Here is a 14,168-nt window from a genome sequence, read left to right as displayed (position 1 = left end):
GACCTCCCCGTACGTCGGAACGGCGGAGCGGAATGCGCGGGACACGCCCTACAGGTCCGTCATGCCTGGATCGAAGAGAATTGCCGGACTCGCTGGTCCGGGACCCACCGGGCCCCGCGCCGGCTCAGCACTCGATGATGTTCACCGCGAGCCCACCCCGGGCCGTCTCCTTGTACTTCACGCTCATGTCCGCCCCGGTGTCCTTCATCGTCTTGATGACCTTGTCCAGGGACACCTTGTGCGAGCCGTCCCCCCGCAGCGCCATCTTCGCCGCCGTGACCGCCTTGACCGCGGCCATGCCGTTGCGCTCGATGCAGGGGATCTGGACCAGGCCGCCGACCGGGTCGCAGGTGAGGCCCAGGTTGTGCTCCATGCCGATCTCGGCCGCGTTCTCGACCTGTTCGGGGGAGCCGCCGAGGACCTCGGCGAGGGCGCCCGCGGCCATCGAGCAGGCGGAGCCGACCTCGCCCTGGCAGCCGACCTCGGCACCGGAGATGGAGGCGTTCTCCTTGAAGAGCATGCCGATGGCGCCCGCGGCGAGCAGGAAGCGGACCACGCCGTCCTCGTCCGCGCCGGGAACGAAGTTCATGTAGTAGTGCAGGACCGCGGGGATGATGCCGGCCGCGCCGTTCGTCGGGGCCGTCACCACCCGGCCGCCGGCCGCGTTCTCCTCGTTGACCGCCATCGCGTACAGCGTGATCCACTCCATGGAGTGGGCCAACGCGTCGCCCTCCGCCCGCAGTTGACGGGCCGTCATCGCGGCGCGCCGACGTACCCGCAGCCCGCCCGGCAGGATGCCCTCCTGGGACATGCCCCGGGACACACAGGACTGCATCACCCGCCAGATCTCCAGCAGCCCGGCCCGGATCTCGTCCTCCGTGCGCCAGGCGCGCTCGTTCTCCAGCATCAGGGAGGAGATCGACAGGCCGGTGTCCTTGGTCAGGCGCAGCAGCTCGTCACCCGTGCGGAAGGGGTACTTCAGCACCGTGTCGTCGAGCTTGATGCGGTCCTCGCCGACCGCGTCCTCGTCCACGACGAAGCCGCCGCCGACCGAGTAGTACGTCTTGGTCAGCAGTTCCGCGCCCGAGGCGTCGTACGCCCACACCGTCATGCCGTTCGCGTGGTACGGCAGCGCCTTGCGCCGGTGCAGGACCAGGTCGTCGTCGAAGGAGAAGGGGATCTCGTGCTCGCCGAGCAGCTTCAGCCGCCCCGCGGACCGGATCTCCGCCACCCGGTCGTCCGCGTTCGCCACGTCCACCGTGCGCGGGGAGGCCCCCTCCAGGCCCAGCAGCACCGCCTTCGGGGTGCCGTGGCCGTGGCCGGTCGCGCCCAGGGAGCCGTACAGCTCGCAGCGGACCGCGGCGACGGCCGGCAGCAGGTCCTCGTTGCGCAGACGGCGGGCGAACATGCGGGCCGCGCGCATCGGGCCGACCGTGTGGGAGCTCGACGGTCCGATGCCGATCGAGAACAGGTCGAAGACCGAGATGGCCACGGGAACTCCTTACCAAAGGGTGGGGGCACACGTCGTCGGGTGCCCCCACCGTGGAACCACTTGAACTACTGCTACTACTGGGACTACTTGTTCAGACCGGCGTACAGCGGGTGCTTGTCGGCCAGGGCCTTGACCCGGGCCTTGAGGGCCTCCGCGTCGTACGACGGCTTCAGAGCGGCCGCGATCACGTCCGCCACCTCGGCGAAGTCCTCGGCCGTGAAGCCGCGGGTGGCCAGGGCGGGCGTGCCGATCCTGAGGCCCGACGTCACCATCGGCGGGCGCGGGTCGTTCGGGACGGCGTTGCGGTTGACCGTGATGCCGACCTCGTGGAGACGGTCCTCGGCCTGCCGCCCGTCCAGCTCGGACTCGCGCAGGTCGACGAGGATGAGGTGCACGTCGGTGCCGCCGGAGAGCACGTTGACCCCGGCCTCCCGGGCGTCGTCGGCCGTCAGACGCTCGGCGAGGATGCGCGCACCGTCCACCGTACGCCGCTGGCGATCCTTGAACTCCTCCGAGGCCGCGACCTTGAAGGACACCGCCTTCGCCGCGATCACGTGCTCCAGGGGGCCGCCCTGGAAGCCCGGGAAGACGGAGGAGTTCAGCTTCTTCGCGAAGGCGGACTTCGCGAGGATGATCCCGCCGCGCGGGCCGCCCAGCGTCTTGTGGGTGGTGGAGGTGACCACGTCCGCGTGCTCGACGGGGTTCGGGTGCAGCCCGGCCGCGACCAGACCGGCGAAGTGGGCCATGTCGACCCACAGGTGGGCCTCGACCTCGTCGGCGATCCGGCGGAACTCCGCGAAGTCCAGCTGCCGCGGGTAGGCGGACCACCCGGCGATGATCACCTTCGGCCGGTGTTCGCGCGCGAGCTTCTCCAGCTCGGCCATGTCGACCAGACCGGTGGCCGGGTCCACGTGGTAGGCGACCACGTTGAACTGCTTGCCGGAGAAGTTCAGCCGCATCCCGTGGGTCAGGTGACCGCCGTGCGCCAGGTCCAGGCCGAGGATGGTGTCGCCGGGCTGGGCCAGCGCGAACAGGGCGGCCTGGTTCGCGGAGGCACCGGAGTGGGGCTGCACGTTGGCGTACTCGGCGCCGAACAGCTCCTTGACCCGGTCGATCGCGATCTGCTCGGCCACGTCGACGTGCTCGCAGCCGCCGTAGTAGCGGCGGCCCGGATAACCCTCGGCGTACTTGTTGGTCAGGACCGAGCCCTGGGCCTCCATGACCGCGAGCGGAGCGAAGTTCTCCGAGGCGATCATTTCCAGGGTGGACTGCTGGCGGTCCAGCTCGGCGTCGACCGCGGCGGCGATCTCCGGGTCGAGCTCGTGCAGGGGCGTGTTCAGTGCGGACATCAGGTGCGGACTCCTCAGCCGGCGGAAAAGGCGGTGTACTCGTCGGCGGAGAGCAGGTCGGCCGGCTCCTCCGTGACGCGTACCTTGAACAGCCAGCCGCCCTCGAAGGGGGCGGAGTTCACCAGCGACGGGTCGTTGACGACGTCCTCGTTGACCTCGGTGACCTCACCGGAGACGGGGGAGTACAGGTCGGAGACCGACTTGGTCGACTCCAGCTCGCCGCAGGTCTCGCCCGCGGTCACCGTGTCACCGGTCTCGGGGAGCTGGACGAAGACGACATCGCCGAGCGCGTTGGCCGCGTGCTCCGTGATGCCGACCGTCGAGACGCCGTCCTCGGCGCCCGACAGCCACTCGTGCTCCTTGCTGTAGCGCAGCTGCTGGGGGTTGCTCATGGCCTGAATTCTCCTGTACGCGGGGGAGTGCGGATGAAGGGGGGACTGCGGAAGGCGTGCGTGAGCAGCGACTTCGTGCTCAGCATCGCCTACGAGGGTTACTTCTGGCGCTTGTAGAACGGCAGCGCCACGACCTCGTACGGCTCGTGGCTGCCCCGGATGTCCACACCGACACCCGCCGTGCCCGGCGCCGCGTGGGCGGGGTCGACGTACGCCATGGCGATCGGCCTGCCCAGCGTGGGGGAGGGGGCGCCGGAGGTGACCTCGCCGATCACCTCGCCGCCCGCGACGACCGCGTACCCGGCACGCGGGACACGACGCCCCTCGGCGACGAGTCCGACGAGGACGCGCGGCGGTGCGGCGGCGGCGCGCTCGGCGGCCCGCTCCAGCGCCTCGCGCCCGACGAAGTCGCCGTCCTTCTCGAACTTCACGACCCGGCCGAGCCCGGCGTCGAAGGGGGTCAGCTCCCGGGAGAGCTCGTGCCCGTACAGCGGCATGCCCGCCTCCAGGCGCAGCGTGTCGCGGCAGGACAGCCCGCAGGGGACGAGCCCGACGCCCTCGCCCGCCTTGGTCAGCGCCTGCCACAGCTCGACCGCGTGCTCCGGCTTCACGAACAGCTCGAAGCCGTCCTCGCCGGTGTACCCGGTGCGCGCGATCAGCGCGGGCACGCCGGCGACCGTGCCCGGCAGACCGGCGTAGTACTTGAGGCCGTCGAGGTCGGCGTCGGTGAGGGACGCGAGGATCCCGGGGGACTCCGGGCCCTGTACGGCGATCAGGGCGTAGGCGTCCCGGTCGTCGCGCACCTCGGCGTCGAAGCCGGCCGCGCGCTCGGTCAGGGCGTCGAGGACGACCTGGGCGTTGGAGGCGTTGGCGACGACCATGTACTCGGTGTCGGCCAGCCGGTAGACGATCAGGTCGTCGAGGATGCCGCCGTCGGCCTGGCAGATCATCGTGTAGCGGGCCCGGCCGACGCCGACCGAGGCGATGTTGCCGACCAGGGCGAAGTTCAGCAGCCGGGCGGCCTCGGGGCCGGTGACGGTGATCTCGCCCATGTGGGAGAGGTCGAAGAGACCGGCCTTGGTGCGCACCGCGGTGTGCTCGTCGCGCTCGGAGCCGTACCGCAGGGGCATGTCCCAGCCGGCGAAGTCGGTCATCGTGGCACCGAGGGACCGATGCAGGGCATCGAGCGCGGTGAGACGGAGTGCAGAACTGGTCATCGGACGTCGTCTCCAAGGATCCCGGGACAGGGGTGTGACGGGCGAGGTGATTCCTCCCCATCTGTCATCGGAACCTGAGAGGTTCGCCATGAAGAACATGGCTTGCACCTTGGGTGGGGCCGCCTTCGATGCGGCGGCCCGCTTTTCAGATGTGCCTCGCCCGCGCGGTAACGGGGCCTGAGAGATTCAAGGGAGGGACTTGCTCCTTCGGCGCCCGGGTACATGTACCCCGGGACTCTCCCGCGCGGATTCAAGCGGCCGATATGCAGTTGGCGCGGACATCATTGCACGCCTCGGATGCCGACGGCAGGGCCGCATCCGACCCCCGGCTCTGTAACCGGCTTGTGGCGGTACGAGAACAGAAACGCGAGAGATCATCCATTACCTTCTCTTTACGCTCGGTGGGGAGGGGAACCCCGACCCCGGAGGAGGACGATGACGGTGGACAGGACCACGGCCTACGCGACGACCTCGGGGCTCGCCCTGCCCGAGCAGCCCGCGGCCCCGGCCGTCGAGGCGGTGGGCGCCCGCCCGGTCGTCCGTGACCTGCGCGAGCGCGCTGGGCACAGCCCGCACGCCCTGCTGTTCGGCCCGGGGGACGTCGTCGTGATCACCGGCCTGCCCGGCAGCGGCAAGTCCACCCTGATGAAGCGCGCGGTCCAGGGCGTCCGGGTCGACTCCCAGGACACCCGCGACCGCTGGGACGGCCGGCTGTCCCGCTTACTGCCGTACGCCGTCTACCGCCCCCTGGTCCGGCTCGCGCACTACGCGGGACTGCGCCGCGCCCTGCGCTCCGGCCGGGGAGTCGTGGTGCACGACTGCGGGACGCAGGCCTGGGTGCGGGGCTGGCTGGCCCGCGAGGCCCGGCGCCGGGGCGGCACCCTGCACCTGCTGCTGCTCGACGTCCCCGCGGACACCGCGCTGGAGGGCCAGCGCGAGCGCGGCCGGGGCGTCTCGCGGTACGCCTTCCTGCGGCACCGGGCGGCGGCCTCGCGGCTGATCCGGGCCGTGGAGCGCGGCGACCTGCCCCCGGGCTGCGGCTCAGCGGTGCTGATCGACCGGGAGGCGGCGGGCGTGCTGCGGCGGATCGGCTTCACGGCCTGAGGCGGGCGGGCCTCCCGGGCCGAGCCACCATTGCGCGGCACCCGCTAGCCTTTCAGCCACATCAGTAGTGGTTCACAGCAGGCGGTCAGACAGATGGACTTCCCGGCGGATCTTCCCGCGGACTTTCCAGGGCAGGCGCACCCGCACCCCCATCCGCACGGCGGATGGCCCGGCAACGAGCTGGAGGAGGTGCTCTCGGCCTCCCTCGGCATGCCCTCGGCGGGCGGCCGGATCATCGAGGTGCTCGGCCGCAGCTTCGTCTGGATCCCCCTGCCGAACGGCGGCGGCCCGCACAGCGGCCCCCTCGACCTGCCCACGCTGGAGATCGAGGGCCAGGCGTTCGTCCCGGTCTTCAGCTCCGAGGAGCAGTTCCGCCAGGTCGTCGGCAGCCATCTCTCGTACACCATCGCCCCGGCGGTCGAGTTCGCCCGCGGGCTGCCCCCGCACGTGGGCATCGCCGTGAACCCCGACGGCGTGGTCGGCGTGCCCCTCCCGCCCGCCGCCGTCGCCGACCTGTGCCGGGTGGGCCGCACCCCGCTGGACGGGCCCAACACCGGCGGCCGGGTCAAGCTCTACGAGCCGGACTGGAAGGACGACCCGGTCGACTTCCTGGCGGCCGCGTCCGCCGAGTTCGCGGCGACCGGGGTCGTCCTCACCGCCCGCCGCTGCCTGGCCGCCATCGAGACCAGTGACCCGGTCATGTTCGTGGGCGTCGAACTCTCCCAGTGGGAGGGCGACCTGCGCACCCTGCCGATGGACGCCCTCGGGCGGGCCCTGGGGCGCACCCCGGTCCCGTGGCCGGTCAACCTGGTCCTGCTGGACGTGGCGGACGATCCGGTGGGTCACTGGATGCGCGAACAGGTGCGGCCCTTCTACCTGCACGGTCACTAGACCCGTACACGGGGCGCCACACGCGCCCCGTACCGCCGACGGTCAACGAGCCCCGACCCGGTAGGCGCTTAAGCTGTTCCAATACCTGGGGCAACCTTAAAGAAGGGGCGGCACAACGTGAGCGGCGCCAGCGGAACCGGCACCACGACCGGCCAGGTCGAGCACATGCTGCGCCAGGTGACGCCCGGGCGCTACGACGCCTACGAGGCTTTGCTCAAGGCGCTCGCGACCCCCGGCTCGGGCCAGATCTGGATGCTGCTGTGGCACGGCCAGGCCGGCTCCCCGGACGCCCAGTACGGGAACATGGAGGTCGACGGCCACGGCTACGCCCCCTGTGTGACCTCGGCCCAGGAGCTGAGCGCCAGCGGCTGGAACCGCTCGTACGAGGTGGTCGACGGCATCGACGTGGCCCGCACGCTGTATCCCGACCACTACGGCCTCTGGCTCAACCCGCACGCCCCCGGCGGCGGGGTCGGCATCCCCTGGCTCGACCTGCGCCGCATCGCGACCGGCCTGGAGCGCCAGCCCGCGGGGCCGCTCAGGCTCTCGGAGCCCGGCATCGAGGTCCCCCAGTTCTACGCCCTGCTCGTGCAGAACGCCCACCGCACCCCGGCGGTCCGCTCGCTGCGCCGGGCCTGGGTGCAGCCGGCGCTCGGGGCGCCGTATCTCGCCATCGGCCTGGACGTGTACGACACCAGTCCCTCGGCCGTGGACTCGGTGCGCGCGATGATGCAGCAGTCCATCGGAGCGGTCCCGGAGGGGCTGCCGGTGTCGACCGTGGCGATGTCCGACGAGTACGACCCGGTGGCGCTGTGGATGCGCGCCGGCGCCCGGCCCTTCTACGACCGCGAGGCCCACGGTTCCCCCGCCCAGGCACCGGCCGCCGGGTACGGCTACCCGCCGGCCCGCGGCGGTTACTGAGCGTCGCGACGTCGCGTTCGCCTCGTTTACGTAACGGCCACATTTCTTCGCGCGTAGATGACGGCGGATCGTCACGAAGGTGGCCTATCGTGCCGTTTTGTCCCAACTGGCATACGTCCGAGGGGCGTTACCCGCTGTTCGGATAACGGAATCCCTCGTACTGCATCACGGTTACGCATACTTTCTTCGCCAGACCTGGCGGGTGATCGCAGCGAAGCTGAAGACTCCCCAGGCAGACGCAGGATCAGACGGTCCTGCGAGCTGAGCAAGTCGACAAAGCCGTAATCCACGGCAGGTGTAGGCCGGTCACCACCGGCGAGAGGGGTCGGGTCACTGTGACCGCACCGATCGAGACCACCGGGGCGCAGGCCGAGGCGCAGCCGGAGGCTGTCCTGGCCGGCGCCGGCAAGGGGCAGATCGAGGGCCGTTCCCTGGGGCAGATCGCCTGGTCCCGTTTCAAGAGGGACAAGGTGGCGGTCGCCGGCGGTGTCGTCGTCATCCTGCTGATCCTGGTCGCGGTGCTGTCCCGTCCGATCCAGGCCCTCTTCGGTCTGGACCCCAACGCCCTGCACCAGGACCTGATCGACCCCAACACCTCGCTGCCCAAGGGTGCCTGGGGCGGCATGAGCTGGGACCACCCGCTCGGCGTCGAGCCGAAGTTCGGCCGCGACATCGCCACCCGCATCCTCGAGGGCTCCTGGGTCTCGCTGGTCGTGGCCTTCGGCGCCACGATCCTGTCCAACACGATCGGCGCGGTCCTGGGCGTGGTCGCCGGGTACTACGGCGGCCGGGTCGACACGATCATCAGCCGGCTGATGGACACCTTCCTGGCGTTCCCGCTGCTGCTGTTCGCCATCGCCATCTCGGCCACCCTGCAGGGCGGTGCCTTCGGGCTGGAGGGCCTGCCGCTGCACATCAGCGTGCTGATCTTCATCATCGGCTTCTTCAACTGGCCCTACCTGGGCCGTATCGTGCGCGGCCAGACCCTGGCCCTGCGCGAGCGGGAGTTCGTCGACGCGTCCCGGGGGATGGGGGCCAAGGGGCCCTACATCCTCTTCAGGGAGCTGCTGCCGAACCTCGTCGGCCCGATCATCGTCTACTCGACGCTGCTCATCCCGACCAACATCCTCTTCGAGGCGTCCCTCAGTTTCCTCGGCGTCGGCATCCAGCCCCCGCAGGCGTCCTGGGGCGGCATGATCAACCAGGCGGTCGACTACTACCAGGTCGACCCCCAGTTCATGATCGTGCCTGGTCTGGCCATCTTCGTGACCGTCCTTGCGTTCAACCTGCTCGGTGACGGTCTCCGCGACGCTCTCGACCCGCGCAGCCGCTGACCCGCGGCCGTGGTGAGAGTCCACAAGATTTCCGACAATTGAAGGGGAAGCAGACCATCATGCGAAGGTCAGCGCTGGCCGCAATGGCGGCCATCGGCAGTGCGAGCCTGTTGCTCTCGGCTTGCAGCAAGGCCGATGACAACGGTGGAGACGGAAGCAAGTCGGCAGGGGCCAACGCAGCGACCAAGGGTGTCGTCAACGCCTCCACCCAGGAGGGTGGGACGGTCACGTACGAGTACTCCGACGTCCCGGACTCCTTCGACCCCGGCAACACGTACTACGCCTACATGTACAACCTCAGCCGGCTGTACGCCCGCCCGCTGATGACCTTCGCGCCCGGTCCGGGCGAGGAGGGCAACAAGCTGGTCCCGGACCTCGCCGAGAGCGCCGGCCAGCCCAGCGACGGCGGCAAGACCTGGACGTACAAGATCCGTTCCGGTCTGAAGTACCAGGACGGCACGCCGATCACCTCGAAGGACGTCAAGTACGCCGTCGAGCGCTCGAACTTCGCGCGTGACGTGCTCTCCCTCGGCCCGAACTACTTCCAGCAGTTCCTCCAGGGCGGCGACAAGTACAAGGGCCCCTACAAGGACAAGAGCGCCGAGGGCCTGAAGTCCATCGAGACGCCGGACGACAACACGATCGTCTTCAAGCTCAACCGCGCCTTCCAGGAGTTCGACTACCTGGTCGCCACCCCGCAGACGGCTCCGGTGCCGCAGGCCAAGGACACCGGCGTCGACTACGTCAAGAGCATCGTGTCCTCGGGCTCGTACAAGTTCCAGAGCTACAAGGAGGGCCAGCAGGCCGTCCTGGTGCGCAACGAGAACTGGGACCCGAAGACGGACCCGCTGCGCAAGCAGTACCCCGAGAAGATCGTCGTCAAGCTGAAGGTCAACGCCGAGACGATCGACCAGGACGTCCAGTCCGGTGACGCGATCGACCTCGGTGGTACCGGTGTCCAGGCCGCGACCCAGGCGAAGGTCGTCAACAACGCCGACCTGAAGGCCAACACGGACAACACCTACGGTGGCCGTCTGGTCTACATGGCGATCAACACCCAGGTCGCGCCGTTCGACAAGGTCGAGTGCCGCAAGGCCGTCCAGTACGCCATCGACAAGGTCTCCGTGCAGACCGCCGAGGGCGGCCCGATCCGCGGTGACATCGCCACGACCGTCCTGCCGCCGGACATCCCCGGCTACCAGAAGGCGGACGTCTACGCGACCACCGGCAACAAGGGCGACGCGGCCAAGGCCAAGGAGCAGCTCAAGGCCTGCGGCAAGTCGACGATCAGCACCAACATCTCGGCCCGCAGCGACCGCCCGCAGGAGATCGACGCGGCCACCGCGATCATCGCCTCGCTGAAGAAGGCCGGCATCAACGCCAGCCTGAAGCAGTACCCGTCGGGCAAGTACTTCACCGACTACGCCGGTGTGCCGACCTTCGACAAGAAGCAGAACATCGGTCTGCACATGATGCAGTGGGGTGCCGACTGGCCTTCCGGCTACGGCTTCCTGCAGCAGATCCTCAACGGTGGCGCGATCGGCTCGTCCGGCAACACCAACCTCTCGTACATCGACGACAAGCAGATCAACGAGATGCTCGAGAAGGCCATCGCCACCCAGGACGCGACCGAGCGCAACAGCCTGTACGCGCAGATCGACAAGCGTGCGATGGACCAGGCAGCCCTCGTGCCGCTGACCTACTTCAAGGTCCTGCTGTACCGCCCCTCCGGCTTCACCAACCTGGTGTCCTCGGCGGCCTTCAGCGGTCAGTACGACTACCTCAACATCGGCACGACCAAGAAGTAGCCCCGGAAGGCAGGTGAAGGCATTGGTGCCCGTGGGCTTCGCGGCCCACGGGCACCAGCGCCGGTCCCCGTGATCTCGTACATCCTCCGTCGGACGTTCGCGGCAGTGATCCTGCTGCTGGTCGTCACCGCGGTCACCTTCGCGATCTTCTTCCTGCTGCCGCGGATGGCCGGCCAGACCGCCGACCAGCTCGCGCAGCAGTACCTGGGCAAGAGCCCGTCGAAGGCGGACATCCTCGCGGTCAAGCAGAACCTGGGTCTGGACGACCCGCTGTACCTGCAGTACTGGCACTTCATCAAGGGTGTCGTGTCCGGGGCCACCTACAACCTGGGTCCCACGACCGCGCACTGCGACGCGCCGTGCTTCGGCTACTCCTTCAAGACCCACGAGGCGGTTTGGCCGCAGCTCACCTCGCGCATCCCGGTGACCGCGTCCCTGGCCCTCGGTGCCGCCGTGCTGTGGCTGGTCTCCGGTGTCGTGATCGGTGTGATCTCCGCGCTCAAGCCCGGCAGCATCTTCGACCGCAGCTTCATGGGCGTCGCGCTCGCCGGTGTCTCGCTGCCCATGTTCTTCACGGGCAACCTGGCGCTGCTGCTCTTCACCTACCAGTGGCCGATCTTCGGCCGCACCTATGTGCCGTTCACGGAGAACCCGGCCCAGTGGGCCAACACGCTCTTCCCGGCCTGGTGCTCGCTCGCTCTGCTGTACTCCGCCATCTACGCCCGGCTCACCCGCTCGGGCATGCTGGAGACGATGAACGAGGACTTCATCCGCACGGCCCGCGCCAAGGGCCTGCGCGAGCGCAACGTGGTCGGCCGGCACGGCCTCAGGGCCGCCCTGACGCCGATCATCACCGTGTTCGGCATGGACCTGGGTCTGCTGCTCGGCGGTGCGGTGATCACCGAGACCGTGTTCTCGCTGCCCGGCATCGGCCAGTACGCGGTCCAGGGCATCACGGACAACGACCTGCCCCCGATCCTCGGCGTCACCCTGCTGGCCGCCATCTTCGTCGTCGTAGCAAATCTCCTGGTGGACCTGTTGTACGCCGCCGCCGACCCGCGGGTGAGGCTCTCGTGACCGAACTCTCCAAGACCGGCGCCGCCCTGGGCGAGCCCGCGCCCGGCAACGCCCCCGACGCCTTCCTCGCGGTCCGTGACCTCAAGGTGCACTTCCCGACCGACGACGGCCTGGTCAAGTCCGTCGACGGGCTGAGCTTCGAGGTGGAGAAGGGCAAGACCCTCTGCATCGTCGGCGAGTCCGGCTCCGGCAAGTCCGTCACCTCGCTGGCGATCATGGGCCTGCACCGGCTCGGCGCGCGCGGCAAGAACGTGCAGATGTCCGGCGAGATCTGGCTGGGCGGCAAGGAGCTGGTCTCCGCCGACCCGGACGAGGTGCGCCGGCTGCGCGGCCGCGAGATGGCGATGATCTTCCAGGACCCGCTGTCCGCGATGCACCCGTACTACACGATCGGCAACCAGATCGTGGAGGCGTACCGGGTCCACCACGACGTCAACAAGAAGGTCGCGCGCAAGCGGGCCATCGAGATGCTCGACCGGGTCGGCATCCCCGAGCCCGACAAGCGCGTGGACGGCTACCCGCACGAGTTCTCCGGCGGTATGCGCCAGCGCGCGATGATCGCCATGGCGCTCGTCAACAACCCCGAACTGCTCATCGCGGACGAGCCGACGACCGCCCTCGACGTCACCGTCCAGGCGCAGATCCTCGACCTGATCCGGGACCTGCAGAAGGAGTTCGGCTCCGCGGTCGTCCTCATCACCCACGACCTGGGTGTGGTCGCCGAGATCGCCGACGACGTCCTCGTGATGTACGGCGGCCGCTGCGTGGAGCGCGGCAGCGTCGACGACGTCTTCGAGCGGCCGCAGCACCCCTACACCTGGGGTCTGCTCGGCTCGATGCCGCGTATCGACCGGGAGACCTCCGAGCGGCTCATCCCCGTCAAGGGCCAGCCGCCGAGCCTCATCAACGTCCCCTCGGGCTGCGCCTTCCACCCCCGCTGCCCGTACGCGGACATCCCCAAGGGCGATGTCACCCGTACCGTGCGCCCGGAGCTCCAGCAGGTCGGCGGCGGGCACTTCTCCGCGTGCCACCTCTCGCAGGAGGACCGCACGCGGATCTGGACCGAAGAGATTGCGCCGAAGCTGTGAGTGAGACGAAGAAGACGGACGCGGACGTGACGGCCGCCCCCGGCGAGCGCGAGATACTCCTCAAGGTCGAGGGCCTCCAGAAGCACTTCCCGATCCGCAAGGGCGTCCTCCAGCGCCAGGTCGGCGCGGTCAAGGCGGTCGACGGCATCGACTTCGAGGTGCGCAAGGGCGAGACCCTCGGCGTGGTCGGCGAGTCGGGCTGCGGCAAGTCGACCATGGGCCGGGTCATCACCCGCCTCCAGGAGCCGACCGGCGGTTCGATCCACTTCGAGGGCCAGGACATCACCCGGCTGAACGCCGCCGGGATGCGCCCGCTGCGGCGGGACATCCAGATGATCTTCCAGGACCCGTACGGCTCCCTGAACCCCCGGCACACCATCGGCGGCATCGTCTCGGCGCCCTTCCGCCTCCAGGGCGTGGAGCCGGAGGGCGGGGTGAAGAAGGAGGTCCAGCGCCTCCTGGAGCTGGTGGGCCTGAGCCCCGAGCACTACAACCGCTATCCGCACGAGTTCTCCGGCGGTCAGCGCCAGCGCATCGGCATCGCCCGCGCGCTCGCCCTGAAGCCGAAGCTGGTGGTGGCGGACGAGCCGGTCTCCGCCCTCGACGTGTCGATCCAGGCGCAGGTCGTGAACCTGATGGACGACCTCCAGGAGGAGCTCGGCCTCACCTACGTGATCATCGCCCACGACCTGTCCGTGGTCCGGCACGTCTCGGACCGCATCGCGGTGATGTACCTCGGCAAGATCGTCGAACTGGCCGACCGCACCTCGCTGTACGAGGCGCCGATGCACCCGTACACCAAGGCCCTGATGTCGGCGGTCCCGGTGCCGGACCCCAAGCGCCGGGGTGCCAAGTCCGAGCGCATCCTGCTGCGCGGCGACGTCCCGTCCCCGATCTCCCCGCCCTCCGGCTGCCGCTTCCACACGCGGTGCTGGAAGGCGACGGAGATCTGCCGGACGACGGAGCCGCAGCTCGTCGAGCTGCGCCCCGGCCAGCGGGTCGCCTGCCACCACCCGGAGAACTTCGCGGACCAGGCCCCGCAGGACACGGTCCTCCTCTCGGTGGCCAAGGAGGCGGCCGGACTGGTCGGACACGAGGTCCCGGCCGAGTCCGCGGAGACGCCGGCGACGGAGGCCGCGGTGGACACCGGGGCCAAGGTCACCAAGACCGGCACCGGCGCCAAGACCACGGACGAGTCGGCCGACTCAGGGGCGCGGGGCAGTGTTGAATCTGCGGCTGCCGACGCGGGGGCGCGACAAGCCCCCACGGACCCGCAGCCGACCGACAACCCCTCCACGGAACCGGAAGCCGACCGTCAGGAGTCAACCGACAAGTAACGCATGACAAGTTGGCAAAGTCATGCACATGCCTGAACGGGAGAGCGCAGAGTCGTCCCTGTCCGACTTATCGGCAGACGCGCGAAGGGACGACACATGAGACTCTCCCGTTCAGCACGTTTAGGAGCCGTCGCGACCGCGGCGGCTTCCTTCTTTAT

General features: G+C 69.4%; 12 protein-coding genes and 1 riboswitch. Of the genes, 8 read left to right on the top strand and 4 right to left on the bottom strand.

The window, feature by feature from the left end; genetic code table 11:
• Positions 1–124: 124 nt before the first annotated feature.
• The 4 genes from EHS43_RS21350 to gcvT all read right to left on the bottom strand — a co-directional run bounded on the left by EHS43_RS21350 (position 125) and on the right by gcvT (position 4,450).
• Positions 125–1,492, bottom strand: a complete 1,368-nt coding sequence (locus tag EHS43_RS21350; RefSeq protein ID WP_125192373.1) for an L-serine ammonia-lyase — start codon at positions 1,490–1,492, stop codon at positions 125–127.
• Between the two features lie 83 nt (positions 1,493–1,575).
• Positions 1,576–2,841 (bottom strand): serine hydroxymethyltransferase, encoded by a 1,266-nt coding sequence (gene glyA / locus EHS43_RS21345; RefSeq protein ID WP_125192372.1) that lies wholly within the window; start codon positions 2,839–2,841, stop codon positions 1,576–1,578.
• 14 nt (positions 2,842–2,855) lie between these two features.
• Positions 2,856–3,233, bottom strand: a complete 378-nt coding sequence (gene gcvH / locus EHS43_RS21340) for a glycine cleavage system protein GcvH (protein ID WP_125192371.1) — start codon at positions 3,231–3,233, stop codon at positions 2,856–2,858.
• A 98-nt stretch (positions 3,234–3,331) separates the two neighbouring features.
• Positions 3,332–4,450, bottom strand: coding sequence for a glycine cleavage system aminomethyltransferase GcvT (gene gcvT / locus EHS43_RS21335; protein ID WP_125192370.1), 1,119 nt, complete (start codon positions 4,448–4,450; stop codon positions 3,332–3,334).
• A 155-nt stretch (positions 4,451–4,605) separates the two neighbouring features.
• Positions 4,606–4,703, bottom strand: a riboswitch (glycine riboswitch).
• 182 nt (positions 4,704–4,885) lie between these two features.
• On the opposite strand from gcvT, the gene EHS43_RS21330 reads away from it, so the two are divergent.
• The 8 genes from EHS43_RS21330 (at position 4,886) to EHS43_RS21295 (ending at position 14,010) form a co-directional block, all read left to right on the top strand.
• Positions 4,886–5,554: an AAA family ATPase gene (locus EHS43_RS21330; RefSeq protein WP_125192369.1), complete on the top strand. Its 669-nt coding sequence runs from the start codon at positions 4,886–4,888 to the stop codon at positions 5,552–5,554.
• A gap of 93 nt (positions 5,555–5,647) precedes the next feature.
• Complete coding sequence (locus tag EHS43_RS21325) at positions 5,648–6,445, top strand: enhanced serine sensitivity protein SseB (protein WP_125192368.1); 798 nt, start codon at positions 5,648–5,650, stop codon at positions 6,443–6,445.
• A 165-nt stretch (positions 6,446–6,610) separates the two neighbouring features.
• Positions 6,611–7,366, top strand: coding sequence for an enhanced serine sensitivity protein SseB C-terminal domain-containing protein (locus EHS43_RS21320; RefSeq protein WP_125192374.1), 756 nt, complete (start codon positions 6,611–6,613; stop codon positions 7,364–7,366).
• 335 nt (positions 7,367–7,701) lie between these two features.
• On the top strand, positions 7,702–8,700 hold the full coding sequence (locus EHS43_RS21315; RefSeq protein ID WP_125192367.1) for an ABC transporter permease: 999 nt from the start codon (positions 7,702–7,704) through the stop codon (positions 8,698–8,700).
• Between the two features lie 59 nt (positions 8,701–8,759).
• The gene (locus tag EHS43_RS21310; RefSeq protein WP_125192366.1) at positions 8,760–10,508 is read left to right on the top strand and encodes an ABC transporter substrate-binding protein; all 1,749 of its coding nucleotides are present in this window, start codon (positions 8,760–8,762) and stop codon (positions 10,506–10,508) included.
• A 69-nt stretch (positions 10,509–10,577) separates the two neighbouring features.
• Positions 10,578–11,585 carry an ABC transporter permease gene (locus EHS43_RS21305; RefSeq protein ID WP_125192365.1) on the top strand — a complete coding sequence of 336 codons (1,008 nt, stop codon included), beginning with the start codon at positions 10,578–10,580 and terminating at the stop codon, positions 11,583–11,585.
• Complete coding sequence (locus tag EHS43_RS21300; protein ID WP_125192364.1) at positions 11,582–12,673, top strand: ABC transporter ATP-binding protein; 1,092 nt, start codon at positions 11,582–11,584, stop codon at positions 12,671–12,673. Before EHS43_RS21305 ends, EHS43_RS21300 begins: the two co-directional genes overlap by 4 nt.
• Entirely contained in the window at positions 12,670–14,010 is a 1,341-nt protein-coding gene (locus EHS43_RS21295) for an ABC transporter ATP-binding protein (protein WP_125192363.1), read from the top strand. The genes EHS43_RS21300 and EHS43_RS21295 overlap by 4 nt, the downstream gene beginning before the upstream one ends.
• The last annotated feature ends 158 nt before the right edge of the window (positions 14,011–14,168 follow it).

Source organism: Streptomyces sp. RP5T, assembly GCF_003933965.1.
Taxonomy (GTDB): Bacteria; Actinomycetota; Actinomycetes; order Streptomycetales; family Streptomycetaceae; genus Streptomyces.
The sequence above is the reverse complement of the archived record's forward strand: the minus strand, read 5'-3'. Positions and strand labels throughout refer to the sequence as shown.